We start from the raw sequence: 26154 nt of genomic DNA, 5'->3' as shown, positions 1-26154 counted from the left end.
GACGGTCGTCGGCCGGGTCCTCTCGCCGGACCGTCACCAGGGCAGTGGGCCGTCCTCGCTGAAGAATCCGCCGGTCGGGCCGTCCTCGCCGAGGGTGGCCAGGCGCACCACCACGGCTGCGCCCTGCGCCGGGGTGAGGAAGCCGCTGTGGCCGTTGATGTCGGTGTCGACGTAACCAGGGGCGGCGGCGTTGACCAGGATGTTCTCCTTGCGCAGCTCGTTCGCGTACTGCAGGGTCAGCGCGTTCAGCGCGGCCTTGGACGGCGAGTAGGCCGCTGACGGCAGCCCCGACAAGGGCCCGTCGACCTCGGCGGTCAGCGCCAGCGAAGCGGCGTGGCTGGAGAGGTTGACGATCCGGGCGGCGGGGGATCGCCGCAGCAGCGGGAGCACCGCGTTGGTCACGTTGATCACTCCGAGGACGTTGGTCTCGAACACCTCGCGGACCAGCTCCACATCCACGGCGCTGGGGACGCGGTCGAGGGCGTCCTGGGGCGCGGCCTGGCCCGATCCGGTGATACCGGCGTTGTTGACCAGCACGTCCAGACGGCCGAAGCGGTCGTCGATCCAGGAGGCGGCCGCCTGGGCGGTGGAGGGGGCGGTGACGTCCAGTTCGAGCGCGTGCGCGTCGCCTCCCGTGGCGCGGATCGCCGCCGCGGTCTCCTCGCCGCGGCGCGCGTCACGGGCGCCGACCAGGACGGTCACCTTCTGTGCGGCCAGCAGTTCGGCGACCGCGCGGCCGATTCCCTTGTTCGCGCCGGTGATCAGGGCCACCTTCGGCTGTGACGTGTGATCGTTCATGGGTGGGGCTTCCTTTCGTGCTGGGCGGGTGATGTGTCCGCGTTGTCCATGGAGACTCCGCTCCCCGGGATCCTGTGACGCTGTGCCCATGTGGTGTGCGTCACCCCTGTGTGAGTGGTGAGCCGCCGGCCTGCCTCTACGCCGTCAACCAGCGCACGGGGGACACCTGGCGCAGGTGGACCAGCACGTCGAACGCGTCGGGCAGGGAAGCGACGGCGAGGTGTTCGGCCGCGTCCCTGGAGGGGGCGTAGACGCCGCTGATGACGCGGACTTTCATGGGGCCGTCCATCCCGCCGGCACGCAGGTCGAGCCAGTGGGCGGCCTGACCGGTGACGCCGAGGCGGGCGTCGAGCCAGTCGGAGGGCGGTTCCGGGACGGTGACGGCGCCGAGGTCGCCGTGGTGGAAGCCGATCGCCGCGGAGACGTAGCCGGCGCCGTAGTGGTCGCGCAGCACACTGCCGACCGTGGGCTGAGGGCCGCGTCGAGGCGCCAGGCCCAGGGTCACCGGAGCCGCGGCCGTGTGCGCGATGCCGTCCCAGTAGGCCACGCGGCTGCCGGTCCGGTGCTGGTGGCCGACGATCGTGCCCGCCCAGGTCCGGGCGTCGCCGGCATAGTCGTCGCGTCCGGCGACGCTGCGCCGGTGGAAGTCTGCGATGAGGCGCATCCGCTCCAGGACGGGGTCGCCGCGCAGCTGCTCCACGATCGCGAGGGCGTCGCGGGCGTGTTCGGCGAAGGGACGGCCCGGGTGCAGGCCTCTGGCCCGCTGCACGTGCTCGTCGACCTCATGTGCGGTACGGATCGGCTCCAGGTGGGCGGCCAGCTCGGCCAGCCGGTGCGGGGCGGCACGGCGGACGTGCTCCATGACGGCGTCGTAGTCGGCGGACTGCGCCTGGGCGGGTTTGACGCCGAAGATCCGGACCTGGTCGTCCGGATGGTCCTCGTTGAAGGCGCGGATCCACTCCAGCGCCGCGGCCGTCTCGGCGGTGCGCCAGGGCCGCCAGGCGCCGGCCAGGGCGGACGACGCGGTGCCCGCGCCGCCGGTGACGTACGCGTCGAGGGCCGCCCCGACGGAGGCGTCGTCCTGTACGGCCAGCGCTCGGAAGCCGTGCTTTCGGACGAGGCGGCGGAAGAGCCGGTCGCGCACCTCGAAGGTCTCGTGGGCGAATCTGGTGGACTCGCCGAGCCCGGCGACGGTCGCGCCGGTGGCGATCGCGTCGGCCAGGTCGTCGAGAGCGGTCTCGGTCATCACGGAGGTCATGCCGGAACTCCTTGGCGGATCGGTTCGAGCGCCAGTGACCAGGCGACGACGTCGTTCAGCAGGGCGGTGAGGGCGGCGTGCTGGTGCGGGGCGGGAGTGAGGTCGCCCGGGTCGGTGGGGGCGGAGAAGGTGAAGTCGTGGTGCAGGGACAGCGCCACCTGGCTGCGTACGGTGGCGACCTTCAGCTCGGCCAGGATCAGCCGGAGGTGTTCGACCGCGCGGGTCGCGCCGTGCAGGCCGTAGCCGACGAAGCCGGCGGCTTTGTCGTGCCATTCGGCGTAGACGAAGTCCAGGGCGTTCTTCAGGGCGCCGGGGATGGAGTGGTTGTACTCCGGCGTGACGAACACGAACCCGTCGTAGCCGGCGATCGCCTCCGCCCAGCGGACGGTGTGCGCGTTGCCGTACCGGCCGGACGCCGGCGGATGCGGCTCGTCCAGCAGCGGCAGGCCGAAGTCGGCGAGGTCGATGATCTCGAAGCCGGTCGTCGGCTGCTCCCGCGCGGCGACTTCGGCCACCCACTCGGCGACGACGCGGCCACGGCGGCCGGGGCGCGTGCTGCCGACCACGATGCCGATCTTGGTCATGGACATCTCCTCAACTGAAGGGCGTTGCACCGATCGGTGTAGAAGCTACGCCGCTCGATGTAGTGAATGCAAGTGTCGGTGTAATCGGCTAGGCTCGGGGAGCGTGAGCGAGAGAAGGAAGCCGGTCGGCCAGCCGGACAAACGCCGGGCGATCATGACCGGGGCGCTGACCCTGTTCGCCCGCGACGGCTACATGCGCGCCGGGCTCGACGCGATCGCCGCCGAGGCGGGGGTGTCCAACCGCACCATCTACAACCACTTCACCGACAAGGCCGAGTTGTTCCAGGCAGTGATGCAGGAGAGCACGCAACGGGTCGCGGACACCATGGTCGACATCATCGACCGCCACCTGACCAAGGTGATCGATCTCGAACGCGACCTGATCGACTTCGGGCTGGCCTGGCTCGGCGTGCTGACCTCCGACCTCGCCCCGCACTTCGCGCTCATCCGCCAGGTCAACGCCGAGATCGAGCACATCCCGCCGGCCGCGCTCAAGCTCTGGCAGGAGACCGGCCCCGGTCGTACCCGGCGCGAACTGGCCGAACGCCTGCGCCGGATCGCCGAGCGCGGCGCCCTCGCGATCGACGACCCCGCTCGCGCGGCCGGGCACCTGATGCTGCTCATCTCCGCCGACAACCTCACCGACCGGGCGGACCTGCACGACGAGGACGCGCTCCGGAAGATGGTCACCGCAGGGGTTTCCACCTTCCTCTACGGCCATGCGGTCGGGCGGGCCGCTGAGAAGGGGGCTTCCGAGTAGCCCGAATGCCGTCTTCAATGTCTGGAAGCGCGTGTTCGAAGAGAGTCGTATGGCAGCTTTCGTCCCTGCTCGTGACGGGGAGCGGATGCCCGTGCGTTCGAACGGCCAGGACTGGCAGGTGTCCTGGCACCCGGCCGACGACCCGCCGGAAGGCAGGTCTCACGGAGCCGCCGGCATCTGCGTGACGGCCGCCGATGAGCTGGTCCTCATCAGCCATGACGGTGAGCACTGGGGTTTCCCCGCCGGGCGGCCCGAAGGAACGGAGACCATCGAGGAGACCCTGCGCCGGGAGATGCTCGAAGAAGCGTGCGTCACGGTCATCGGCAGTCGGCTGCTCGGGTATGCCCGCAGCGAATGCGTGCGCGGGCGCGAGCTCGGCCTGGTCCTCGTCCGCTCCTACTGGCGTGCGGAGGTCCGGCTCAAGGAGTGGGCGCCGGAGTTCGAGGTGCGGCACCGGCGGGTGGTTCCGGAGTCCGAGGCGAAGAAGCACGTCCGCGATCCCGACCTGGCCGCGACCCGGATCTCCTTCCGCGCTCTGGAGGAGGCAGGAGCCGGTACGGCTCTCAGGTGATGCGCACGACGACCTTGCCGCGTACGCCGCCCGCCTCCAACGTCCGGTGCGCCGCGGCGATGTCGTCGAGCGGGAAGACCGTGTCCACGACCGGGCGGATGGCGCTGCCGTCCACGTACCGGGCGAGGTCGGTGAGGAGCCGGGTGGTGGGGTTGCCGCTGAAGAAGCGCACGCGCCGCCGGCCGTGGACGGCCGAGGCGGCGATGTACGCCACGGACGCCGCGATCCTGCGCGGATCGAAGGCGATCGCCACCATGCGGCCGGACGCTGTCAGCAGGCGGCGGAAGGCGGCGTGCTCGGTGCCGGCAGTGTCCAGGATCACGTCGAACCTGCCCAGCTCCGCCGGGGCGACGGTGGCGTAGTCGTACGCCTCGTGCGCGCCGAGCTCGCGGACGAGGTCGAGGTTGCCTGCCCCGGCGAGGGCGGTGACGTGGGCGCCGAGCACCCTGCCGAGCTGCACCGCGACAGCGCCCACCCCACCGCTGCCGCCGCGGACGAGCAGCCGGTCGCCCGGCCTGAGCCCGGCCTGGTCGCGCAGCGCCGTGATGGCCGTCGTGCCCGCCGGAAGCGCCGCGGCCGCCACCAGATCGACGGACGCCGGAGCCTTGGACAGGCGGCGGGGGTGGATCGCCACGTACTCGGCGGCGCTTCCGAACGTGCGGCCCAGCGTGCCCCACACCCGGTCGCCGACCTGGGGGCCGGTCACCCCGGCCCCCAGGGCGACGATCTCGCCGGTGAGGTCGATCCCGACCCGTTTCGGGAAGCCCCGCTGCATCAGCCCGGTCACCAGGCGCAGCCGCCCCGTCCGGCCGTGCACCTCGCCGCCGTTCACGCTGACGGCGTGCACCCGCACCAGCACCTGTCCGGGGGCGGGGACCGGCTTCGGCACCGTGCCCACGTACAGGACCTCCGGCGGTCCGTACCGGTCGAACAGGGCCGCGCGCATCTCGTTCGTCTCCATGTGGACGACGCTAGCCCGCTAAACGGACGGGGCTCTCCATTTAGGCTAATGTGAGAAAGATGCCCATTCCTCGCTCTCAGTTGGCGCCCGCCAGGGAAATGCGGGCCGACGCGCGGCACAATCGGGCGCGCATCCTGGAGGCCGCGCGGGAGACGTTCGCCAGACGCGGTCTGGACGCGCCGATGGTGGCGATCGCGCGGCGCGCCGGGGTCGGCGTGGCCACCCTCTACCGGCGTTTCCCGTCACGCGAGTCCCTGATCACCGAGGTGTTCGCGGACGAGCTGGCGGCGTGCGCGTCGGTCGTGGACGAGGCGCTGGCCGACCCGGATCCCTGGCACGGGTTCTGCGGGGCGATCGAGAAGGTGTGCGCGATGCAGGTCGCCGACCGCGGGTTCACCGACGCCTTCCTCACCGCGTTCCCCGACGCGGTCGACTACGAGCGCACACGGGAGCGGGCCGAGCGGGGCTTCGCGGAGGTGGTACGGCGGGCCAAGGCCGCCGGGCGGCTGCGGGCCGATTTCGCCTCCGCGGACCTGGCGCTGCTGTTGAGGGCCAACTGCGGCATCGTCGCCGGCGCCGGGGAGGGGGCGGCGGCGGCGTCGCGGCGGCTGGTGGCGTATCTGCTGCAGTCCTTCCGCGCCGACCACGCCGAGCCCCTGCCGCCCCCGCCGCCCCTCACGCTCAGCCACATGGCACCGACGCCGTCCAGTACGGCCCACTCGGCGGCGAGGCCGGCGAACGTGCGCAGCGGCCGTTGACGCCGACGCCCGGCAGGACGACCCCGGCCACTCGTGGTGGAGGGCAGGGGTCAGCCGGCGGTCTCCTCGTCGCGCGGGAAGAAGGGCAGCTCGATGCGCACGCGGTCGGCGGCGGCGAGGATCTTCTCCGCGTCGTCGACCGGCGGGTGGATCGCCTGGTTGATCCGTACCTTGATGTCCTTGCCGGCGGCGCCCGAGGCCATCACCCTGCGGTCCCAGCCGCGGGTGAAGATCCCGCCGGCGTCGCCCAGGTCCAGGCAGGTGACGTACGGGCCGGGGGTGAAGTCGCGCGGCGGCACGCCGAGCAGGTCGGCCGCCGCGTTGTACCCGGCGACCTTGCCGAGCGGGGTGGCGTGCTGGCACGCCTGCATGACCGGGTGCTCGGCGTCGAAGGCCGCCGCCGCGGTGTCCCCGGCGGCGAACACCTCGGGGAGCGCGCGCAGCCACCGGTCCACCGGGATCCGGCCGAGGTGGTCGAGCTCGCCGGAGATCTGCCGGGTGAGCTCGCTGGCCCGCATGCCGACCGACCAGACCACCGCGTCCGCCTCGACCTCGGTGCCGTCGGACAGGACGGCGTACCTTGCGCCGACCTCGGTCACCGTCGTCCCGAGACGGCGTTCGACGCCCAGCTCGTCCAGTGCCGCCTCGATCTCCGGACGCGGGCCGGGGCCGAGCTGGTGCGCGACCACCGGCGACCGGTCCACCAGCAGCACCCGGCCCCGGACGGCCAGCGCGGTCGCGGCCTCCAGACCGGTGAACCCGGCGCCGACGACCACGGCCGTGAAGTCCTCCCGGTCACGCAGGAAGCCGGTGAGCCGCCGGGCCCCGTCGAGGCTGTCGATGTCGAAGAGCCGTTCCGCGCCGGGCAGGTCGCGGGGCCGTACCAGCCGGCTGCCGGCCGCCAGCACCAGGCGGTCGTAGCCGATCTCCATGCCGTCGGCCACCACCGTGCGGCGGCCGGTGTCGATCGTGCTCACCGAGGCGCGCAGGTGCCTGACGCCGATGGGCCCGAGGATCCTGCGCAGCTCCACCTTGGCCAGGTCCGGCTCCGGCTCGTACAGGCGTGGCCGCAGCACCAGGTGCCCGTTCGGGGCGATGAGCGTGATGCGCAGGTCCGTGGCGCCGCCCGCCCGCTCACGTGCCAGGGCCGCGCCCGCCGCGCTCCACACGCCCGCGAAACCACCACCGATGATCACAACGTGTGCCATTGTGTCGTCCTCTCTCAGCCTCGCCCCTGGTGATCCGGGGGCGGCAGGGAGACAAGACAGCGGGCTCAGATGTGACCGATGTGGGCAAGCTTCTCGGGATTGGCCAGTCTGCGCAACGTCGTGATCCGTCCGTCGGCGATCTCCACGGTGTCGAGCCAGACCAGTTCGCCGCCGCGGTAGGTCGCCAGGGCCGGCTGCCCGTTGACCTCGACGATCTCGAACGCGTCGGGACGCCTGATCTGGATCTGCCGGACCGCCAGCAGGGCGATCGTCCCGGCGCCGTGGACCGGCCTGCGCGCGGCGGTCACCTTGCCGCCGCCGTCGGCGACGTAGACGGCCTCGGGGTGCAGCAGCTCGACCAGCTCAGCGATGTTCCCCGCGTCGGCGGCCGCCTTGAACGCCCTGAGCAGGCGTTCGGTCTCGGCCCTTGACGCCCTGGGCCGCTCCTTGACCGCGGCGACCCGCGCCCGCGCCCGGGAGGCGAGCTTGCGGCCGGCGGCGGGCGTGCCGCCGAGCACCTCGGCGATCCGGGCGAACGGGAAGTCGAAGACGTCGTGCAGCACCAGCGCGACGCGCTCGGCCGGGGTGAGCGTCTCCATGACCACCAGCATCGCGGTGCTCACCGACTCGTCCACGAGCACCTGAGCGGCGGCGTCGGGCACGGTCAGCAGCGGTTCGGGGAGCCAGGGACCGACGTAGGACTCCCGCCGGACCCGCGCCGACCCGAGCACGCTGTAGGACGCGCGGGCGGCCACGGTCACCAGCCAGGCCCGCAGGTCACGCACGCCGGACAGGTCGGCCGCGGCGGCACGCAACCAGACCTCCTGCGTCACGTCCTCGGCCTCGGCCACGCTGCCGAGGATCCGGTAGGCCGCCCCGAACACGGCGGAGCGATGCGACCGCCAGTCGGCCTCGGCCGGTGCACCGCTCGGCTCCACCCTCCGCCCCCAGCCCTTCCGGATCAGTGTTCGACCGCCGATTCTAGGGTCCTGCCGTGACCCGGGCCGTGACCAGGGGCAGGCGGCGGGGCCGGCCGCGGCTTGGTGTCACCTCCGCCGGTACTCCCAGACCTGGTTGACGCGGTTGGCCGCCTTTCGCAGGTCGGTGGGATGGAAGCAGTCCCATATCTGGAGCGGGGCGTCGGGGCGCGGCCAGTCGGGGTAGGCCCCGTTCTCGACGTCGAGGCACTTGCCGCTGCTGACGTTCACCAGAATCTTGAAGCCCTTGTGCGGGCCCTTGTAGAACGCCTGCGTCACCCACTGCTGGTTGGGGCCTCCGTGGCAGCCCCACAGGACCACGGGTGTGCCGTTGCCCCTGCCGTCGTTCGCGACGTCGAGGCATTTCGTGCCGTTCAGGTTGGTCCATTTGATCAGGTCGCCGCTGCCGCCGCCGGGCGGGCTCTCGAAGAAGAAGGAGTGGTAGTTTCCGCCGACCCGGGCGCCCAGCCGGATGCGTGCGCCGAGGACACAGTCAGGGTTCTCGAAGTTGTAGCGGCAGGTGTTGGGGATGTCGGCGAAGAGCTGTCCGCCGGTGATCGGGTTGGTGATCCAGGTGTCGGGGCCTCGGTCGCGACTGCTGTCCGCGTCGGCGGGAGCGGGCGGTCGGCCGCACGCTGGTCCGTGTCCTCGCGGAGCAGGGCCATGAGGTGACCGCCGTCTCCCGCCGCATCACCAACGGCGACGTGCCGCCCGGCGTCCGCACAGTCGCCGCCGACCTCTCCCAGTCGTCCGCCGGCATGCCTTCCGCGGCGGATGCGGTCTTCCTCCTCGTCGGCGGGGACCTGATGATGGCCGGCGACCCCGCTCGGGTCGTCGCCCAGTTCGCGGACGCCGGAAAGATCGTCCTGCTCTCTTCCCAGGGCGTGGCCACCCGCCCGGACTCCTTGTCACACGGGCGGGCCTTCGCCGCCTTCGAACAGGTCGTCATGGAGTCCGGCACCGACTGGACCATCCTGCGCCCCGGCGGCTTCGCCTCCAACGCCTACGCCTGGGCCTCGTCCGTCAAGGCGAGCCGCACGATCGCCGCGCCCTTCGGCGAGGTCGGCCTCCCGGTCATCGACCCCGACGACATCGCCGCCGTGGCCGCCGCCGCCCTGACCCAGCCGGGCCACACGAAGGCGATCTACGAACTGACCGGCCCCACGCCAACCACCCCACGCCAGCGCGCGGCCGCCATCGGGGACGCCATCGGCGAGCCCGTCGCCTTCATCGACCAGACCCGGGAAGAGGCCCTCGCCCAGATGCTGACCTTCATGCCCGCCCCGGTGGCCGACACCACCCTCGACATTCTCGGCACCCCGACCCTGCGCGAGCAGACCGTCAGCCCGGATGTCCAGAAGATCCTCGGCCGCGCCCCCGCCACCTTCGCCGACTGGGCCAACCGCAACGCCGCAGCCTTCCGCTGACGGCCTGAACCTGTGAGCTCCGAGGACACGGCTGTGGGCTTGTCCGCCGTGGTGATTTCGTCCCACTTGCCGGTTGGAGTACGCAGGGCACCCCAACCGGCTCGTGATCAACGGCCGGCCATCTCCTTCACCAGAGCCTCATCGGATTCCGCGGCTACGAGGGTGCAAGGTGCGATCGCGCTGCCGGCCTTGGCCAGCCAAGTGCCGAGAGACCAGGCCGTTCCCGGGTAGTTGCCCGGCCGGAACTCCAGCACCAGCGTCTCGCCCTGGCGGATGTAACTCGGGGAGATCACGAAGGTGTCCTGGCCGATCGGCCTGGTGGCGTCCCGGGAGCGCCAGTTCTCCGGCTTGTCGAACTCCTTGCGCTCCTGGTCGGTCATGTTCTTGGGGTTCGGCGAATCGTAGGCCAGGTCCGCGCCGGCGAAGCGGCCAGGGGCGCACTGCTTGTTCGCTTCCGTGAACGTCACATCGGCCACGATTCCCTCATCCCTGAGCTTGGCCTCCAGCCCTTCCGGGTCCCGGAACTCTCTGACCGTCACCTGGACGGTGCCGTCGGACCTCGTCACCACGGCGTACGCCACGCTCTGTGATCCGGACACCACCGGCACCGCGATCAGCGCGGCGGCGGCGATGCCCGCGGCCGTCGCTCCTGCCAGCAGGCGTCGGCGCAACGGGGAAGGACCGTGCCGCGCGGCCGCCGCGCTGATCGCCGGGGACGGGTAGGCGCGCTCCGGCTCGGCAGCGCGCCTGCCGGGCAGCCAGGACGCGCGGCGGCGCGCGGGCGGCGTCGCGACGATCTCCTCCAGAAGCTCGTGCACACCCTGGCTCAGGACTGCGTCGTCGTGATCGGCGGCCGGGTCGATGGCGGCCAGCATGCGGTCGATCTTGTTCATCGATTTTCTCCTCTCAGCGGGGTCATCACAGGGATCTCATCCGTCGTGCCGAGCAACCGGGCCAGTCGCTTACGTGCCTTGTGCAGCCGGAGCCGGGCGGCGGTACTGCTGCAGCCCAGCACCATGGCGATCTGGGGGCCCGTCAGCCCCTCCCACGAGGCCAGGGCCAGCACCTCCCGGTCGGCGGGATTCAGAGCAGCGAAAGCGGCGCGAATCGCCTCAGCTCGCGGATCGGCGGACGCGCTTTCCCGTCGGACGGCCAGTTCGCCGCGGAGCCGCGCGGCCAGCGCACTGCGGCGCGACTCCCCACGCCGGTGATTGGCCAGAACACGGCGGGCCGCGCCGTACAGCCACAGCAGGGCGGCGTCCCCGTCTGGAATGTCGTCCAGCCGCCGCCATGCAGCGAGAAAGGTCTCCGCGATCACATCGGCGGCGTCGTCGACCGAATCGGTACGACGGAGCGCATAGCGATGCACTGCTTGATAGCAGGAGCGGTAGAGCGCGTCGAAACGATCTCGCGTGCCGCAGGACACGCGCGGATCTTGCACAGCTGTCTCCTTGTCGAAGAGTGGCGGAACATCTCACTAGATGTCCGGCATCTCCGCCAGTGTTTCCCGCCCTGCTCACATGCACAGAAGGGGCATTCGACCACTGACCAGGACTCGTCGCTCGAGCCATCCAGCAGCCCTGTAGTCCCAGAGGGAAAGCTGGAGGACGAGGAGTCACCGGTCACACGTCAACCTCGACAGCACGCTGCCGAACAGCATGGCCCGGTGCTCTGCCCGGCAAGGCCGCAACCCCAGGAACGGACGCCTCGCGAGATGCGGCACAGCCTCGTCTCGTCGCTCTCCGACTCGGGAGTGCCCATCGAGGCCGTCTCACGCCTGGTCGGCCACCGCAACACCAGCGTCACCGAGACCGTCCGCCGTCGCTGACTTATTGCGTGTGGCCCCTCACGTCCCGCATTCGGACGTCGCCGTCACCGTCTCCGGTGACGACGACCACTCTTCCATCCACATGTCCGATCGCCACGTTCCCAACCCAGTTGGCGTATCTCATCCGTCCGCCCAGCGGTTCGTGCGTGCTGAGATCCCAGATCCGCACGGCGCCTCCGCCGTCTTCGTCGTCACCACCACCGGCGAAGACGACTGGCCGGCCATCAACCTCTCCAACCACCACTGTCCTGACCCCGTAAGTAAGCCCCGTCGGTATCGGCACACCGATGAGTTGGTGGGTGGTCAGGTCCCACACCCGCAAGTTGTCGTCGTCGCTGGAGACGGCGACCTGCCTGCCGTCCACCCGCCCAAGTGCGACCACCCCGACACCGGTACCGCTGACTATTGGATCGCCCATCTGCTTGCGGGTGGCCAGATCCCATATACGTGTCGTACCGTCAACGCTGCCGGTGACGGCAACTGCTCGACCGTTCACCTCTCCAAGCGCCAAGGTCAGGACGAGGTCGGTGTGTCCGACCAACGGTTCGCCGACAGGCTCATGCGTGGCCAGGTCCCACACCCGCACAGGCAACTTCTGGGAGGCGTCGCCCCAATCTCCCGCAGCGACCACGACGGCTCGACCGTTCACCTCCCCGACTGCCACCGCATCGACGCGGTCAGTGTTACTGAGCCTCATCGGTTCGCCCACGAGTTCGCGTGTGGTCAGATCCCAAACCCGAACAGCGTCGTCGTAGCCGCCTGTGACAGCCACCGGCCGACCGGCCACTTTCCCGAGCGCCAGCGTCACAACACCGACCGGGTGAGCGACGATCGGTTCACCGACGGGATCTCCTGTGGTCAGGTCCCAGACCCGTAGGGTGGTGTCGTCGTAGCCACTACCAGCGCTTACGGCGACCGGCCGGCCTTCCAGCTCCCCAACCGCCATCGCCACGACAGGGTCGTCATGATGCCCCAGCAGACGCGAGGAAGGCCACACAGCGACGGTCAACGCTGCCACAAGTGCCAGCGCGACAATCCACGGGAGGTCTCGAAAGAATGGTGACCGCCTCGATACGACCGACGTACCGACGCTCCTGCTGACAGGGATCGTGTAGCCATCAGCCTGGCGACCTACAGTGCCAGGCCAAGTAAACGGGACAGATTGGTCGTCCGCCAGGGGACCGCTCGCGCCCTGCCTGCCCGAACCAAGTCCGGACGCGCGTGGATCCTCCAGGCCCATCCGCACCAGATCAGACACCGCTCACCCTCCTTGTGGCCGGCTCTTGCCTCGGGGGCGGCCGGAGGAGTCATGCGATCACAGATGGCCGAGAGTAACGGGGCAGGTCCCAATGCGCCAGATCATGCGAGCGGCTCAAACGTTCCGGAGCTGAGCTCGGAGAGACGATCAGTACCTGGTCACCCAGCAACGCGAAAGGCCGCCTCCCACAACGGGGAAGCGGCCTTTGACCTGGGTGGGGTGTTCACGAATAGGGCCGGCCTGGGGCGGAAGAGAGGTTGAGAAGATCGCTTCCCGAGAAGGGAATGATCGCTTCCCGCGTACGCAGCCCAGGCGCTGACCGGTTCAGGGGTCAGCGGGTCGCCTCGGGCATGCGGACCATCACGAAGGGGTGCGGCGGCTTCAGCCATTCGCCGGTCAGCCGTGCTCCGGTGGTGTGGTCGATGACTGCGAGGCAGGCGGCCCCAGTCGTGGTCGGAGCGGTCATCGAGGTCGTCCTCGTCCTCGTCGCGGTCCTCGGACACGGGCGCGGCGAAGAAGTCCGTCATCGCCTGCTACTCGGGCCATCGAGTCAGGCCGGCATGGTGTTCCTGCTGCCCAGGGAAGAGCGCGTCGATCGCCGGAGTGCTCCCCTCCAGGTCGAGCTGGGCGACGTCGTGGGCGACAACGACGTCCTACACGCCGGCACCGGGATCGGCGACGAGGTCGAGTCGCCGCTATGTGTCCCTCTTGACGAAGGAGATCACAGCGGTGGCGAGCGCGAGTACCAGCCACCCGGTGAGGATGCCCGCGCCCTGGACGGGTGTGAGGTCCTCCTGTAGCGCCGGTCCGATCTCGTACATGCGCATCCCGGCGCGGCTGGGCAGGTAGGCCGCCAAGGTGGTGTGGCCCGTCAGAAGAGGCGGCACGACCAGTACGAGCGCCAGCATGGTGACCAGTGCTGCGATGAGGTCTCGGACCAGGGCGGCGACGGCGTAGCCGAGCAGGCCGATCAGCACAAGGTAGGCACCGGCCCCGGCCAGTACGCCGAGGCGCCCCCCGGCCCAGCTCATGCCCGGCGTGAGCCGGGCCGCCAGAAGGGATATGCCGATGGTCAGCAGCGCGGTCAGCGACGCGGCCACCACGTAGGCGATCGTCTTCCCCGCCATGAGCAGCGTACGGCCCGGGACGGCGGCGAGGCTCGTGCGGATCTGGCTGCCGCCGTACTCGGTGGCGACAGCCAGGATTCCGAGCAGGATGAACCCGACCTGCCCATACTCGAGGACGCCAAGCGCGGCCTCGGCCGCCGAGGGGGAGCCGCCGAGCCGATCCCGCCCCGCGGCGAAGACGATCGCGAGCGTGGCCGTGCCGGTCACGGTCGTGACGGTGGTGATCAGCGTTGCGGGCAGGGTGCGGAGCTTGACGAGCTCCGCCGCCACGATGTTCCGGAAACCGTTGGTCATGTCAGGCGTCCCGCCGGACGAACAGGCGAGCGGCGACGGCGAGCAGCCCAGCGGCCCAGGCGGTCATGACGAGGCCGCCAGGCAACGGATCGAGCATGCCTTCCCTGGGCATGAAAACCCCGATCATGGCGGCCCCAGCCACGTCGGGCAGGTAGTTCGCCAGCGGGGTGAGTCTGGTCAGCAGGAAGGTGACCGACACCAGCATGGTGTTGGCGATGAACGCGATCAGCGGCACGATGCCGCTGCGGGTCATGACGGTGACAGCAAAGGCGATCACCCCGATGAGCACCCAATATGCGACGCCCCCTGCTGCCCGCCAGCCGAGGGCTGTCAGCACCTCACCTGGAGGGTTGCCATGCGCGCCGAGCAGGACCTGTGACAGCGCGATGGTGACGGAGATCGTGACGGCGGAGAGCGCGCCGGTGACGAGGATCAGCACGATCGTCTTGGCCGCGAGCAACATGCCGCGCCGCGGCGTGCAGGTGAGGCTGGTCAGGATCTGCCGACCACCACCGGCGTCCTTGCTGTTGGGCGCGTACTCGCTGCTGACGATGACGACGCCGAGCACGATCGCGCCGATGGTACCCACCGGGATGAGGTTGAAGCCGACCTCCATCGTGGAGGTGTGAGTCAGCGCGGTGGGGTCGCCGAGGTCGAGCTTGTTCCGCATGGAGTTGGCGGACATGGCGGCGAAGCCGAGCGTGGACAGTGCGCTGAGGGCGAGGGCGAGCAGGGCCGAGGGCAGGGCGAGCAGCTTCCTGAGTTCGGCGGCGATGGCGTTCCTCAAGGTCACGATCTGCTCCGTGCGGCACGCGAGGGGTGGCCGGGATTCGTCAGGGCGAAGAACGCCTCCTCCAGTGAGGCGTGCCCGGCGGTGACCTCGGTGAGCGGGCCTGTGGTGACGATCCTGCCCCCGCTGATCACCACCAGGTCGTCGGCGGTCTCCGCCATCTCGCTCATCAGATGGCTGGAGACCAGCACGGTGCGCCCTGCCTTCGCGTACTCCTTCAGCAGCCGCCTGATCCAGCGGATGCCGTCCGGGTCGAGGCCGTTGACCGGCTCGTCGAGAATGAGCACCTCCGGCTCGCCGAGCAGGGCCGCCGCCACACCGAGCCGCTGTCCCATGCCGAGCGAGAACGTGCCGACGCGCTTGCCCGCGACGTCCGCCAGCCCGGTCTGTTCCAGCACCTCGCCCACCCGTGACTTCGGGATGCCGTTGCTGCGCGCCACCCATGACAGGTGAGCCCGTGCGGTCCTGGACCGGTGGGCGCCGCTCCCCTCGAGTAGCGACCCGACCGTGCGCAGCGGGTCGCGGAGTTTCCGGTACGGCCTGCCGCCGATCAACGCGGCCCCGGAGTCGGCGCGGTCCAGGCCGAGCAGGATGCGCAGCGTGGACGATTTCCCGGCGCCGTTCGGGCCGAGGAACCCGGTCACGCGGCCCGGGGCGGCCGTGAAGTGGGCGTCGTCCACAACGAGCTTCGCCGCGCGGCGTTTGCTGAGTCCAACTATCTCGATCACGGTCTCCAGCGTTCCAAGCGCGCCGTGCCGGGCGCATCGGCCAAAGGTTGACACCAGGCCGTCAGCCGAGACCGTCCACGTAGCCGGACTCGTAAGCAAGGATGACGAGCTGGGTTCGGTCCCGTACGCCGAGCTTGAGAAACAACCGGCTCATATAGGTCTTTACCGTGGCTCTGCTGAGAAAGAGTGCCGCGGCGATCTCCTCGTTCGACATGCCCTGGACGATGGCCGCCACGACGTCCCGCTCGCGCTCGGTCAACACGTCGAACGGGGACGGGCCCGGCCGCGGCCGGCTCCTGCCCTGGGAATAGTCCGCGATCAGGCGCCTGGTCACCTCGGGGGCGAGCATGGCGTTGCCGTCGTGGAGGGTGAGGATCGCCCGCAGGATGTCCTCTGGGAGGGCGTTTTTCAGGAGAAACCCCGAGGCGCCCGCGCGCAGCGCCTCGTAGACGTACTCGTCGAGGTCGAACGTCGTCAGGACTACGACCTTGGCGGTCGGCTGCCGCTCGCAGATGATGCGGGTCGCCGTGAGGCCGTCCATCACGGGCATGCGGATGTCCATGAGGACCACGTCGGGAAGGAGCCGCTCTGCCGCGTCGACCGCCTCCTGTCCGTCGCGCGCCTCACCTGTGGTGACCAACCGTGGGTCGCTGTCCACGAGCTCATGCAGCGAGGCCCGCAACAGGTCCTCGTCCTCGGCGATCAGCACCCCGATGCGCCCAGCCGCATGCTCACTCATGTGCCACCGCCTCTGGCAACGGGATAGTCGCGCGCACCTCGAACCCGCCGCCGGGGCGCGGCCCGGCGGCGAAGCCGCCGCCGAGCAGTTCCACCCGCTCCCGCAGGCCGACCAGTCCATACCCTGGCTCGCCGTGAGGCGTCCGCGGCCCTGCACCGTCGTCGGCGACGGTGACCAGGACGTCGCCGCCCCGACCGCACACCGTCACGGCGCAGTGCGCTCCAGAAGCGTGCCGAACGGCGTTCGTCAGCCCTTCCTGCACGACGCGGTACACGGCCAAGCCGATACTCGGCGACACGGTGTCGACACCCGTCACCGTCATGCTCACCCTGACACCCCCGCCTCTCGCACGCTCGGCCAGGTCCAGCAGATCCCCGACGCCCGGCTGGGGCCGCCGCTCGGCGCCTTCCTCTCCGACACGGACGAATGTCAGCGTGGTACGCAGCTCATCCAGCGCCTGCCGGCTGACCACCTCGATCCGCTCCAGCCTGTCCCGCAGCCGGCCGGGGTCATCGGCGCCCACCCGAGCCGCCACCCCCGCCGTCACCGCGATCGTGCCCAGCGAGTGGGAGACGACGTCGTGCAACTCCCGCACCACACGCAGCCGCTCGGCCGCCACCGCCGCCTGCGACTCCGCCCGCGTCGCGTGCTCGGCTTCCAGCACCGCCCGCCGCGTCGTGCCGCCCAGCAGCCATGACCCGGCCAGTGCGAGCAGGCTCAGCATGATGAACCGCAGCACGCCGCTCGCGCCGTCGGCGGTGCCGAACAAGGCGATCGCGATCACAACCAGGCCCGCCGCCGCCTTGACGATGGACAGCGACCTCGGAGTACCCCACGTCACCGCCACGGGATAAAGCGTCCATGCAACGGCGACGAACGGATCGGCGGCCAACCCCAGAGCCAGCCCGGTGATGGTCATCACGGTGACGACGCCGACCGCGACAAGCGGCAACAGCGACCGCAGTAGCATGCCGCCGAAGAACAGCACGACCAGCCCGCCCGACATGTACGGTCCGGGCCGACCGTCCAGAGGCAGCCAGAAGGCCAGGACGCATACGCATGCCGCACCGGCATCCAACCCCACGGAGCCTAACCTGCTGCGCGACGTCGACGGACGCTCGGCCATTCACTCAGCCTAGCCCCAGTGCCAGGACGCTCGACCACCTCGTCACCGACCACTTCCTCGACCAGTGGCGCCACACCCACCAGCCCCCAGACGAGCCCGACACATCCGCCGACATCCCCGAGATCCCAGCAGAGCGCCTCGACCGCTCGCCGCTCACGGGCCGCAGCAGGCCACCACCTGCCCCATGACCCGCACTTCAGATCACCGTGTCGCACCATCAACTTCAGTCCAGCCGTTTAGAGAACGGCCCACGACCGAGGCTCAGGGATTCTGCTCATCCTTGAACACGATGTACATCGCCTCCTCCGGACCAAGGATCAAGAGCCTGCGCCCATGGCCGTACCGGTAGACCTCGTCTGTCGCATCCCGCCAGAAGCGGCCGTCCTCGTCGGCATCGGCCCACACCCGTAAACGGCGTTCCGGACCGCCCACGCGGCGGATGGGGCGGTCGAGAAGCTCGTTCAGGAGATACGGCACCAGCTCTGCCGCCTCCGTGCCAACTGCTTCCTGCAGGCAGGCGGCACGGAAGGACTGCAGTTCCCGGAAGAACTCCGTCGTGTCCAGAGGCTGGAGCCCGGCGCCGACCTCGGCTCCCCACCATGCTCGGCCGTTGTCCGGGTCGCCCAGTTCGAGCGGATCACGCTCCTCCGTCAAATTGTCCGGATCCTCGAAATACGCCTGCGGATCGTCAGGGACGGGCAGCTCGTCGAGCAGGTAATCCTCGAGATACCGTCGGCTCCATGCGCTACTTCTCCACCACGTCCGGATGGCGTCCACTCCAGCTGAGGACGGCAGCCCATGCCGCACCCATTCGATCTTGAACGGGCCGTAGCCGAAGAAGTCCAGCGGGGCGTGAAGAGCAGTTCCCGCGCAGATGGCCCGCAGCCTCGCCTCGGTGAGCGCGTGACTCCGCTCCCCCGGCCGGGCTCCGCTGTCGCACCAATGCCCCGCGAAGGAACAGGCCGGGTCACGGTCGAGTCCGCGATCGTCCACGCGCACGACACTGAGGCGCATCAGGCCGGAGGAGGACAGAAGCACAACATGCGTTTCCCCCCGGACGTCGCCACCGGCCGGGTCGGCGACCCTCACCAGCGCCGCCTCCTCGGCCCAGTCTTCGATCGATGCCCGAAGAGCGGCGGACATCAGTTCGACGCGCGGTGACGCCGGCGTGCCGAACAGGGCGCGCTCCACGGCCGTAGCCACCCCCGGGAGAGGGATCGGCTCGCAGGAGAGCGGCTCGCGCACCGGCCCATAGGGCGACAAGGCCGGAAACACCCCGGCGTTCACGAGGGAGGCGGTCTCCGGCCCGGCGGGGGCCTGCGTCACTTCACGAACATCGACGAGGAGGCGGATGCCGACCGCTTCCTTGTCAGGGGTGTCCTCCTGCAGCCACTCATTCAGCAGATGCGCACATGCCGCCACCTGCATCTGCGCGTGCCAGATAGGCGAGTCCCGGCCATCTTCGCATGTGTGCCCCAGAAACTGGCAGATCGTAAAATCCACGAAAGCCTCTCAGTTCGCATGACTTACTTGAGGCCGCACGCCGCGCCGTGCGCCTTCCGCGCCTCGGCTGCTCTCGCCAACGCCTGCGCGCGCCGCTCCCCCGCATAAGTCACCACCGGAAGGGCCATCAGGCACCTCGCTCCCCAGGGGGTCGGCTGGTCAGTGACTCCCGTCAGAGATCACGACAGGGCGACCGGCGACCATCATCCCGCACAGGGTCAACGCATGTGACACCAAACCCGGTTCACCGGTCCGCTCCTACTGACAGGCCATGATCAGGTAACCGCTGCCGTCCGTGTGCTGATCAATCAGTACGACCCGGCGATCGTTACAGGTCGCGCGGGGTCCGCGCCGGACAGCACAGACCGAGTTTTCGACACCGGAAGTTAGCGCTGGGATGCGCTCGAATCCGCATACAGAGCGTCTCGGATGCGCTGACCTGCGACTCAGTCATTCCGGAACCGGACGGAATAGGCGTTCCGTCCGATCAGCGCTACCTGACGGCTGGGGACAGCTTCGGGAGAAGGACGCCTGGACCAAGACCTTCACCGAGCCGCGTCTCTGCGCCGCGATCGTCGACCGCCGCACCTTCGACGCCGCCATCATCGACACCGGCACTCGCTCCTACCGGCTCGCTCAGAGCGAGGCCCAGCACTCCACCCACAGCTGACGGCGGTCAACCCGTTGTTCGGTGCGTGAGTGCCTGATTCACATCTTCAGCTCGCCGCCCAGCGCGACTGGCAAGATCAGCTTGTGATTCGATCGGTGACTTTGAGCAAGATCGAAGTTTCAGACTGGCGGGCTGTCCATTCCTGGGCTTCTCTCGCCGAGGTCTGCAGGGGTTCGGGGCCGGCAGTCCCCGAACCCACAGACGGACTGAACCCTCGAACCGGGATCTCACCCAGGTGGGGCCAGAACTCGTGCGTGATCAAGGCGGTCCAAGATCGCTACCGCCCTGCGGGGAGGGTTATCCGACCGCGTAGGCGTGGTGGATGGTCTGGCTGACGGTGTTGCCCGCGGTGTCGGTCGACGTGGCGCGCAGGGACACGAAGCCCGCCGTGCGCGGGTTGGTCATCTGCGCCGTCCAGTCCGAGCCCTTGGCTCTGACCCGGATGTCGCGCCAGGTCGCTCCGTCATCGACGGACATCTGCAGGTGGATGGACTTCACGGCTGCCGCGGGAGCGCCGGGATTGCGTTCGATCCAGATCGGCAGCCGGGTGGACGATCCGGGCTTGGCGCGGTTGTACTCGTCCAGCCCCTCCGGGGCGAAGCGAACCGCCGCCAGGGCGAGCGCTTCCCGCTTGGCAGTGCTCGCCGAGCGGAACGTCCACGTCGATTCCACTTTTGTGGACAGCGTGGAGTGCGGCACCTGTCGGCGGGCCGTCGCGCTGAGCGTGTACCTGGCGGGCTCCGCCGGGAGACCGGTGCTCAGCCGGCAGGAATCGGCCTCCCACAGCCCGCACCTGGTGTAGTCGATCGTGGAGATGACCTGATCACCCTTGGCGAGGCTGATGGTGCCGGTGGCGGCGCCGTCCATGCCGACCCGGCCGGGCATGCCCTCGGAGAACAGCCGGGCGCCGTCGAACGTCACGGTGTTCCCCTCCCGCCAGGCGCCCGAGGCGGAGAAGGACGGGCCGCTGACCGCGACGCCCCACGTCTGCCGATCGCGGCCGTCGCCGGTGGGTCCCGTGGCCCCCGTGACCACGGATTCGCCGACGCGCAGCGCGCTGGACCACTTGTGCCCTCGCGTCCGGTATTCCGTGAGCTTGCCCGGCAGAGGCACATCGTTCGTGGGGGTCAGGAATCCGTCAGAAACGCCTTCGATGGCGTTCGCCACGAAGTAGGTGCCCTTCGCGGCCGTTCCGGCACCGCGGAAGGTGGTGGTCACCTTGTCGAGGTCCTTCACCCTGGCCGCGTACGTGGGGTTTTCGGGCACGCCGTCATGGCGTTCGTCCACCAGGTCGTAGCGGACGGGGGTGGGAGAGGCGTCCTTCTTGTGGAAATGCATTCTGGTGACGTATTTCAGTCCGGGCTGCTTGGAGCCGAGCACGAAGTACACGGCGCTGGGGTCGGGCCTGCCTCCGGCCCAGCCGAGGTACCACGAACCGTTGATCACCCACATCTCGGTCCACCCGCTGATGACGGCCGTGGGCTCGTCCAGGGTGAATCTGATCGGTTTGGCCTGGCGCGTGTCCAGGACGATCTCCGCGCCCTGTCCGCCGACCTTGACCGGCAAGTGCGTGGTCGTGATGCGCGTGCCTTCGTAGATGTCCACGTACAGGCTCCACTCGCCGGCGGGGAGCCGGTAGGTGTCCGGCGCGCCGCGAAGGACCATCCGGAGACTCTCGCCCTTGCCGTTGTAGAACTCCCCGACCGCGTCGACGGGCTGGCCGCCGGTACCCAGTGCGCTGATCTTCACGTCGTAGGCTTCCGGCTCCACGTACGCGGTGGCGACGGTACGGACGAGAAGGTCACCCGATCGGGCCGTGATGGTGCCCGGATGATCGCCGGGCTCCTTGCCGGTCCCGTCGATCGTCACGGTGACCGATGCCGTGCCCTTGGCGGGCACCTCGACCCGCTGTGCCGAGGTGCGCAGCACGTCGCCGTCCACGGTGAGGTCCAGCGTGACCGCAGAGTCGCCGGCGTTGGTGTACGTGATCTCCTGGGTCGCCTGCCGTTCGCCGGATCTGCCCCAGCGGAGGACCGTGCCGATGTTCGCGGGACTGGCATACACCTGCTGACCGACCGCGCGAACCAGGTCGACGCGCCCGGCGCCCTGGTCGAAGTGCGTGGCGCCAGCCTGCGGCGCGGCGCTACCGATGAGCGCGGCCTTGAGCTGCTCGCCGCTCCAGTCCGGGTGCTGCTGGGCGAGGATCGCCGCCGCACCCGCGACGTGCGGCGCCGCCATGGAGGTGCCGCTGTGGGCGACGTAAGGGCCGTCTGCCGTGCCCTGCGCGGCCGCCGCCATGATGTCGACGCCGGGTGCGGTCACGTCGGGCTTGATCGCGTGATCGCCATTTCTCGGGCCGCGGCTGGAGAATTCGGCCATCTTGTCGGACTTGTCGACCGCGCCGACCGTCAACGCCGCGTCGGCGCTGCCCGGGCTGCTGACCGAGCCGGGTGCTCCGTCGTTGCCCGCCGCGATGACGAACAGCGCTCCCGTACGCGCTGACAGGGTGTTGACGGCCTGCTCGATCGGGTCGATGCCAGGTGTGTCCGGGCCGCCGATGCTCATGTTGATGATCTTTGCCTTGACCTCGACAGCGGCCCATTCCATGCCTGCCAGCATCGCCGATTCGCTGATGTTCTCTCCGCCGACCTTGCCAAGCGCGATCTTCGCGCCCGGCGCGACACCCCGATACTTCTCTCCGGCGCCCGCCACGATGGAGGCGACATGGGTGCCATGCCCCACGTTATCGGTGATGTCTGGTTCGTCGGAGAAGTTCCGCGACTGCGTGACCACGTCCTTGAGATCGGGGTGGGTGGCGTCGTAACCGGAGTCGAGCACGGCGACCGTGACACCGGATCCGGTCAGCCCCTGTTGCCACGCCTGCGGAGCCCCGATCTGCTTGACGCTCTGGTCAAGGGTGATGGGCCGCTTCCCGTCCAGCCAGATCTTCGACTTGCCGGCGGCCAGTGATCGGGCGCCGCCGACCAGGCTCTGCCAGGTCTGGCCCGCCGTCGCCTTGGACACGCTCGTGCCGGCCAGCCCCAGCCCGGCGAACTCCTTCGCCTTGCGCGTTCCGCTGAGCGCCGGTGCCGCCTTCCCGTCGGCGGACTGGACGATCAGCGGTATGTCCGCCTTGTAGGCGTCGCCGTACCGCCAGGTGAGCAGCTGCGTGACGTCGAACAAGCGCTCGTCCAGCAGGCCCTGGGCCAGCAGCCGTTTGGCATCCTCTGGAATGACGTGAAGGTGACCCTGACGGCGCTGGACGTCGAAGCGCTGGTTTCTGCCCGGACCAGGCTCGATCCGGTGGCCGTTCGCTGTGACAGTCACGCGGTCGCCGGTCAGCAGCGTCACTGAGCCCGACACCCCGGTCACGGGAGATGCCGCCTCGGCTGCCTGTGCGGCACTCGTGGTACCGCCTGCGATGAGAGATCCCGCCACGATCACGGCGAGGGTTGCGTGGGTTAATTTCATTTGCTCTCTCGTTGTCGATGTGCGGAGAGTTGACATCAGCTCTCGGCGCCGAGGCGCGAGATCACCATGTGCCGGGAAGGCGATCACCCCGGTTGGCGTCGGGGCAATGGCCGGATCAGGAGAGTCCGCGATCATCACCACCGCCCTCGCTCACGGAAGCCCTCCGATGGGGCAGAGACGCTGCTGGCCTGGGAAGTGGCTCTGCTCTACCTTCTGGTCAGCAGGGGAGCTTGGAGGTGGGCGCGGGCAAGGGGCGCCCAGGCCGGCCCGTGAGATCCGAGCTCGTCGTTCGTCACTCGTTGCGAGGGGTGCCGCTCACGCGCCACGAGCGGCACCCCGGGAGCGCTGCGTCAGACGAGCTTGCCGTAGATCCGGGACGGCGCCGCCTGGGCCGCGCCCTCCCTGCCGAACTCCTGGTAGACCCGCGACGTGATCTCCACAGCCTTGGGCAAGTAGGCGGGGTAGAAGGCCTTTCCGCACTCCAGGTCCCTCAGCGCCGCCTTGATCTCCTTGTCCAGGTACGGCCTGGCCTGCGCGGGCTTCAGGTTCGGCCGGAAGATGACGGTCTTACCCTCGGTCTCCTTGGGCAGTTCGCCCTTCCACGTCTTCTTGGCGACGTCCGAAGCCTGCCGCACGATCTTCGTGTGGCTCAGACCGTCCAGCGCGGTCGGCCTGGTCTCGCCGACCCCCAGGCACATGGCGAACTGCTTGCCCAGCTGGACGAGCTGCTTGTCCTGGTCGAGGACGCTCAGCGACTTGTCCACCGCCGCTTCGAGCTGGTCGTAGTAGTCCTCCTGGGAGGTGACGGTCTTGCCCAGCACCTCCTTGACCGCCTGGGAGAAGCAGGCGTCGTCGGCGGCGCGCCACTTCTTCAGCTGGCCGGCCGAGAGCGACATCAGCATCTTGTTGTTCGGGTTCTCGTGCTGGACGGGGTTGACGACCTTGTCCTTGGGATAGACGTTCGGGGACCAGACGCCGAAGCCGTACTTGGCCCGGTACTCCCGCAGCGCCTTCAGGTCACCCGCGAGCCGCTCCTGCTCCCCGGGCTGCCACGTGTACCGAGGCTCCGGGGAGGCCACGTAGTCCAGGCCCCGCTCCATCATGCAGGCGACGCGCTTGGCCTCCTGTTGTGTCTGCTTCTCGTACGCGGTGGCGTCCCCCGACGGCGGCGAGGTGAGGCCGCCGAATGAACCGGCGAGCAGGGTGACCGCGACGGCCTTGGCGATGAACATGCAGGTTCTCCTTTTCCTTGAGGGCATGCCGGATCGATCTGAGGGCATGCGAAACAGAACTCACGGCCCGAAAGGCCGGATCAGCCGGGGAAAGGTCTCAGCAGGGGATCTTCATGCGGGACGCCTTCGGCGACACCTCGGGCAGGCCGGGGGCGAGATCGGCGGCGAGCACCGCGGTGCCGGTCACCGTGCCCTTCTTCTCGATGTACTCGCCCTTGGGCAGCTCCACCCTCTTGCCCTTGGTGACCACCGTGCGCTCGCCCAGGTAGTGATAGGTCTGCCGGTCGAAGATCAGCTCGGACCGGGTGCCGTTGCCCTCGTCCATGGCGACGGCCAGCCCGGGGCGGCCGGAGACGTCCGCCGCGTCACCGATGAGCACGATGCCGTCCAGCCCGGCGGCCACCTGGTAGAGCGCGGCGCCCAGGCTGGGCCGTACCACGGACTCGCGGATCAGGCCCTGGAGGGAGGACCAGATGCGCAGCGGCTCCTCGCCCGTGTCGGCCACGATCTTCGCGCGCACCTGGGCGGGGTCCGTCGGCCAGGTGCGCAGCCGGGCGTAGGCCGGTTGGCCAGGGCAGCCCGACGACTCGGAGAGGATGTCCTCGACGCCGTGGTCCCAGAAACGCCGAGGCGCCGGTCCCGTGGCTGACAGGCTCTGCTTGCGGCTCAGCCAGGGCTTACCCACGTCGGCGGCCTCCCAGCGCTCCTCGTTGACCATCACCTTGGTGTACTGCATGGTGCCCGCCTTGTCCCTGGTGTACAGGCTGTGCTGGGCCAGCGTCTTGGTGTGAACGTACTGGCCGCGGGCCGGCACCGTGTCGGGCCGGTCGGCAGCGGCCCGCGCGGCCAGGGTGAGCAGCGCCTTGGCGTCGGCCGGAGGGGCAGCGATCAGGTACCCGGGGGTACGCGAGTCGGAGCCGCCCAGACTCACCTGGCTGACGATGATTCCGCCGGTGAGCATCACCGCCATGGCGCCGACCAGGGCGACGCGCCGGATCGGCAGCGCGGTGGGCCACCAGCGGCGCGGACAGTCCAACCGTGACGCCTGTGCCTGGCGGGTCAGGCGGAGGAAGCGGTCACGCCCCCTCGCTGCCGCCTCCGGCGTCGGCTCGGGCTCCGCGAACACGGCCTCGATCAGCTTCAACTCGTCCATCACCACTCCCCGATCGGGTTGACGTCGCCCAGGGCCTTTCGCAGCTTCTTGCGCGCCCTGTTGAACCGGGACCCGACGGTCCCCACCGGTACGTCCAGGGCGGCGGCGATCTCCTCGTAGCCCAGCCCGCCGAACACGAGCAGGAACACCACGTCGCGATCGCCCTTCGACAGGCCCTTCAGCCCTCGTACGAGCTCCGGTCGGCTGGCCTGCGCCGCGAGCTGCGAGGTCACTCGGTCCTCGTGCCCGTCACCGGAGTCCTCAGCCGCGATCTTGCTGAGCGCGTTCAGGCGGCGGCCCTCCCTGCGGCGGTGCCGGGCCACGACATTCGTGGCGATGCCGAATAGCCACGACCGCACGGTGCCCCGCTGCGGATCGAAGCCGCACCTGCCGTCGAACGCGAGCAGGAAGGCCTCCGCGACCAGGTCCTCGGCCTGCTCGCCGCCGAGCCGGGCGGCCAGGTAGCGGTAGACCTCCTGGAAGTACCGGTCGTACAGGAGGGCGAAAAGCTCGGGATTGTCCATCGACCGCTCGACCATGGTGACGTCTTCCAGCACATCGTTGGCGTCAGGTGGGGCAGCCATGGCGTCCTTCCGAAGGCGACTGTCTCCCAGTGTTCGCCGCTCGGCAGATTTTCTTCACGCCAATTTCCGGCGCGGCCATCGAAGCGACCCAGCGGGAACGCGCACTCAACGCCGAGGACGCGCTGAAGGCCGCCCACACCGAAACCGTCCAGGATCGGCGTGGTGGGCCTCCCGACAGTCGATGAACCGATCAGCCCATCCAACCGGCAGGGCAGTTCTCGACGCCAACCCGGTGATCGTTTCCGGTCACAGCACTAGGAGCTGTTTCTTAGATCAGGTCCGGAGCCAGATGACCAGGGCGGCCAGGGTGACGGTGCCGAGGAAGACGTAGGCGCGCTTGTCGTAGCGC

Annotated in this window: 25 protein-coding genes and 1 pseudogene; 5 read left to right on the top strand and 21 right to left on the bottom strand. The window is 69.6% G+C overall.

Annotation, left to right across the window (positions count from 1 at the left end; genetic code table 11):
- Positions 1-33: 33 nt before the first annotated feature.
- The 3 genes from ACFYUV_RS35645 to ACFYUV_RS35635 form a co-directional block, all read right to left on the bottom strand.
- Complete coding sequence (locus tag ACFYUV_RS35645) at positions 34-798, bottom strand: SDR family oxidoreductase (RefSeq protein ID WP_387676700.1); 765 nt, start codon at positions 796-798, stop codon at positions 34-36.
- 136 nt (positions 799-934) lie between these two features.
- Complete coding sequence (locus ACFYUV_RS35640) at positions 935-2056, bottom strand: erythromycin esterase family protein (RefSeq protein ID WP_387676698.1); 1122 nt, start codon at positions 2054-2056, stop codon at positions 935-937.
- A complete protein-coding gene (locus tag ACFYUV_RS35635) occupies positions 2053-2640 on the bottom strand; it encodes an NADPH-dependent FMN reductase (RefSeq protein ID WP_387676695.1) in 588 nt (195 codons plus the stop codon). The genes ACFYUV_RS35640 and ACFYUV_RS35635 overlap by 4 nt, the downstream gene beginning before the upstream one ends.
- 103 nt (positions 2641-2743) lie before the next feature.
- On the opposite strand from ACFYUV_RS35635, the gene ACFYUV_RS35630 reads away from it, so the two are divergent.
- A complete protein-coding gene (locus ACFYUV_RS35630) occupies positions 2744-3400 on the top strand; it encodes a TetR/AcrR family transcriptional regulator (RefSeq protein WP_387676692.1) in 657 nt (218 codons plus the stop codon).
- Positions 3401-3485: 85 nt separating this feature from the next.
- Positions 3486-3971 carry an NUDIX hydrolase gene (locus tag ACFYUV_RS35625; protein WP_387676689.1) on the top strand — a complete coding sequence of 162 codons (486 nt, stop codon included), beginning with the start codon at positions 3486-3488 and terminating at the stop codon, positions 3969-3971.
- Here the strand turns inward: ACFYUV_RS35625 and ACFYUV_RS35620 are convergent.
- The gene (locus ACFYUV_RS35620) at positions 3964-4932 is read right to left on the bottom strand and encodes an NAD(P)-dependent alcohol dehydrogenase (protein WP_387676687.1); all 969 of its coding nucleotides are present in this window, start codon (positions 4930-4932) and stop codon (positions 3964-3966) included. The two genes, ACFYUV_RS35625 and ACFYUV_RS35620, sit on opposite strands and share 8 nt — an antisense overlap.
- Positions 4933-4991: 59 nt before the next feature.
- Here ACFYUV_RS35620 and ACFYUV_RS35615 point away from each other — a divergent pair, with 59 nt between their 5' ends.
- A complete protein-coding gene (locus ACFYUV_RS35615) occupies positions 4992-5690 on the top strand; it encodes a TetR/AcrR family transcriptional regulator (RefSeq protein ID WP_387676684.1) in 699 nt (232 codons plus the stop codon).
- 50 nt (positions 5691-5740) lie between these two features.
- Here the strand turns inward: ACFYUV_RS35615 and ACFYUV_RS35610 are convergent, their stop codons facing one another.
- From ACFYUV_RS35610 to ACFYUV_RS35600, 3 genes are all read right to left on the bottom strand, one after another.
- Positions 5741-6898: an NAD(P)/FAD-dependent oxidoreductase gene (locus ACFYUV_RS35610; RefSeq protein ID WP_387676681.1), complete on the bottom strand. Its 1158-nt coding sequence runs from the start codon at positions 6896-6898 to the stop codon at positions 5741-5743.
- Between the two features lie 65 nt (positions 6899-6963).
- Complete coding sequence (gene sigJ, locus ACFYUV_RS35605; protein ID WP_387676679.1) at positions 6964-7836, bottom strand: RNA polymerase sigma factor SigJ; 873 nt, start codon at positions 7834-7836, stop codon at positions 6964-6966.
- 108 nt (positions 7837-7944) lie between these two features.
- Positions 7945-8268, bottom strand: a complete 324-nt coding sequence (locus ACFYUV_RS35600) for an RICIN domain-containing protein (protein WP_387677458.1) — start codon at positions 8266-8268, stop codon at positions 7945-7947.
- A 239-nt stretch (positions 8269-8507) separates the two neighbouring features.
- Here ACFYUV_RS35600 and ACFYUV_RS35595 point away from each other — a divergent pair.
- Positions 8508-9302, top strand: a pseudogene (locus ACFYUV_RS35595) (NAD(P)H-binding protein); the annotation flags it as partial.
- A gap of 107 nt (positions 9303-9409) precedes the next feature.
- Here the strand turns inward: ACFYUV_RS35595 and ACFYUV_RS35590 are convergent.
- From ACFYUV_RS35590 to ACFYUV_RS35525, 14 genes are all read right to left on the bottom strand, one after another.
- Complete coding sequence (locus ACFYUV_RS35590) at positions 9410-10195, bottom strand: hypothetical protein (RefSeq protein WP_387676676.1); 786 nt, start codon at positions 10193-10195, stop codon at positions 9410-9412.
- Positions 10192-10743: an RNA polymerase sigma factor gene (locus ACFYUV_RS35585; RefSeq protein ID WP_387676673.1), complete on the bottom strand. Its 552-nt coding sequence runs from the start codon at positions 10741-10743 to the stop codon at positions 10192-10194. Before ACFYUV_RS35585 ends, ACFYUV_RS35590 begins: the two co-directional genes overlap by 4 nt.
- Before the next feature lie 388 nt (positions 10744-11131).
- On the bottom strand, positions 11132-12076 hold the full coding sequence (locus ACFYUV_RS35580) for a WD40 repeat domain-containing protein (protein ID WP_387677455.1): 945 nt from the start codon (positions 12074-12076) through the stop codon (positions 11132-11134).
- Positions 12077-12719: 643 nt separating this feature from the next.
- Positions 12720-12854, bottom strand: a complete 135-nt coding sequence (locus ACFYUV_RS35575; protein ID WP_387676670.1) for a hypothetical protein — start codon at positions 12852-12854, stop codon at positions 12720-12722.
- Positions 12855-13083: 229 nt separating this feature from the next.
- Complete coding sequence (locus tag ACFYUV_RS35570) at positions 13084-13809, bottom strand: ABC transporter permease (protein WP_387676667.1); 726 nt, start codon at positions 13807-13809, stop codon at positions 13084-13086.
- A 1-nt stretch (position 13810) separates the two neighbouring features.
- The gene (locus tag ACFYUV_RS35565) at positions 13811-14602 is read right to left on the bottom strand and encodes an ABC transporter permease (RefSeq protein ID WP_387676665.1); all 792 of its coding nucleotides are present in this window, start codon (positions 14600-14602) and stop codon (positions 13811-13813) included.
- Complete coding sequence (locus ACFYUV_RS35560) at positions 14599-15327, bottom strand: ABC transporter ATP-binding protein (protein WP_242381809.1); 729 nt, start codon at positions 15325-15327, stop codon at positions 14599-14601. The genes ACFYUV_RS35565 and ACFYUV_RS35560 overlap by 4 nt, the downstream gene beginning before the upstream one ends.
- 61 nt (positions 15328-15388) lie before the next feature.
- Positions 15389-16036 (bottom strand): response regulator, encoded by a 648-nt coding sequence (locus ACFYUV_RS35555; RefSeq protein ID WP_387676662.1) that lies wholly within the window; start codon positions 16034-16036, stop codon positions 15389-15391.
- A gap of 22 nt (positions 16037-16058) precedes the next feature.
- On the bottom strand, positions 16059-17192 hold the full coding sequence (locus ACFYUV_RS35550; protein ID WP_387676659.1) for a sensor histidine kinase: 1134 nt from the start codon (positions 17190-17192) through the stop codon (positions 16059-16061).
- Positions 17193-17453: 261 nt separating this feature from the next.
- Positions 17454-18695, bottom strand: coding sequence for a hypothetical protein (locus tag ACFYUV_RS35545; RefSeq protein ID WP_387676656.1), 1242 nt, complete (start codon positions 18693-18695; stop codon positions 17454-17456).
- Between the two features lie 967 nt (positions 18696-19662).
- Positions 19663-22716, bottom strand: a complete 3054-nt coding sequence (locus tag ACFYUV_RS35540; RefSeq protein ID WP_387676653.1) for a S8 family serine peptidase — start codon at positions 22714-22716, stop codon at positions 19663-19665.
- A gap of 470 nt (positions 22717-23186) precedes the next feature.
- Positions 23187-24068, bottom strand: a complete 882-nt coding sequence (locus ACFYUV_RS35535) for a hypothetical protein (protein ID WP_387676650.1) — start codon at positions 24066-24068, stop codon at positions 23187-23189.
- Positions 24069-24165: 97 nt separating this feature from the next.
- Positions 24166-25221 (bottom strand): CU044_5270 family protein, encoded by a 1056-nt coding sequence (locus ACFYUV_RS35530; RefSeq protein WP_247815173.1) that lies wholly within the window; start codon positions 25219-25221, stop codon positions 24166-24168.
- Positions 25221-25805, bottom strand: a complete 585-nt coding sequence (locus ACFYUV_RS35525) for an RNA polymerase sigma factor (protein WP_387652087.1) — start codon at positions 25803-25805, stop codon at positions 25221-25223. Before ACFYUV_RS35525 ends, ACFYUV_RS35530 begins: the two co-directional genes overlap by 1 nt.
- Positions 25806-25834: 29 nt before the next feature.
- Here ACFYUV_RS35525 and ACFYUV_RS35520 point away from each other — a divergent pair, with 29 nt between their 5' ends.
- Positions 25835-25990, top strand: a complete 156-nt coding sequence (locus tag ACFYUV_RS35520; protein ID WP_387676646.1) for a hypothetical protein — start codon at positions 25835-25837, stop codon at positions 25988-25990.
- Positions 25991-26154 lie beyond the last annotated feature (164 nt).

Origin of the sequence: Nonomuraea sp. NPDC003560, from assembly GCF_042878785.1 — a bacterium.
In the GTDB taxonomy this organism is placed as follows: Bacteria; Actinomycetota; Actinomycetes; order Streptosporangiales; family Streptosporangiaceae; genus Nonomuraea.
Note: the sequence above shows the minus strand (reverse complement) of the source record. Positions and strands in the feature narration are given on the sequence as shown.

Excerpts from the sequence above, each read along its gene's own strand:
- ACFYUV_RS35645 (WP_387676700.1), bottom strand. The coding sequence starts at position 798 with ATGAACGATCACACGTCACAGCCGAAGGTGGCCCTGATCACCGGCGCG.
- ACFYUV_RS35580 (WP_387677455.1), bottom strand. The coding sequence starts at position 12,076 with ATGGCGGTTGGGGAGCTGGAAGGCCGGCCGGTCGCCGTAAGCGCTGGT.
- ACFYUV_RS35610 (WP_387676681.1), bottom strand. The coding sequence starts at position 6,898 with ATGGCACACGTTGTGATCATCGGTGGTGGTTTCGCGGGCGTGTGGAGC.
- ACFYUV_RS35620 (WP_387676687.1), bottom strand. The coding sequence starts at position 4,932 with ATGGAGACGAACGAGATGCGCGCGGCCCTGTTCGACCGGTACGGACCG.
- ACFYUV_RS35625 (WP_387676689.1), top strand. The coding sequence starts at position 3,486 with ATGCCCGTGCGTTCGAACGGCCAGGACTGGCAGGTGTCCTGGCACCCG.
- ACFYUV_RS35615 (WP_387676684.1), top strand. The coding sequence starts at position 4,992 with ATGCCCATTCCTCGCTCTCAGTTGGCGCCCGCCAGGGAAATGCGGGCC.
- ACFYUV_RS35530 (WP_247815173.1), bottom strand. The coding sequence starts at position 25,221 with ATGGACGAGTTGAAGCTGATCGAGGCCGTGTTCGCGGAGCCCGAGCCG.
- ACFYUV_RS35535 (WP_387676650.1), bottom strand. The coding sequence starts at position 24,068 with ATGTTCATCGCCAAGGCCGTCGCGGTCACCCTGCTCGCCGGTTCATTC.
- ACFYUV_RS35570 (WP_387676667.1), bottom strand. The coding sequence starts at position 13,809 with ATGACCAACGGTTTCCGGAACATCGTGGCGGCGGAGCTCGTCAAGCTC.
- ACFYUV_RS35640 (WP_387676698.1), bottom strand. The coding sequence starts at position 2,056 with ATGACCTCCGTGATGACCGAGACCGCTCTCGACGACCTGGCCGACGCG.
- ACFYUV_RS35590 (WP_387676676.1), bottom strand. The coding sequence starts at position 10,195 with ATGAACAAGATCGACCGCATGCTGGCCGCCATCGACCCGGCCGCCGAT.
- ACFYUV_RS35525 (WP_387652087.1), bottom strand. The coding sequence starts at position 25,805 with ATGGCTGCCCCACCTGACGCCAACGATGTGCTGGAAGACGTCACCATG.
- ACFYUV_RS35550 (WP_387676659.1), bottom strand. The coding sequence starts at position 17,192 with ATGGCCGAGCGTCCGTCGACGTCGCGCAGCAGGTTAGGCTCCGTGGGG.
- ACFYUV_RS35635 (WP_387676695.1), bottom strand. The coding sequence starts at position 2,640 with ATGACCAAGATCGGCATCGTGGTCGGCAGCACGCGCCCCGGCCGCCGT.
- ACFYUV_RS35575 (WP_387676670.1), bottom strand. The coding sequence starts at position 12,854 with ATGACCGCTCCGACCACGACTGGGGCCGCCTGCCTCGCAGTCATCGAC.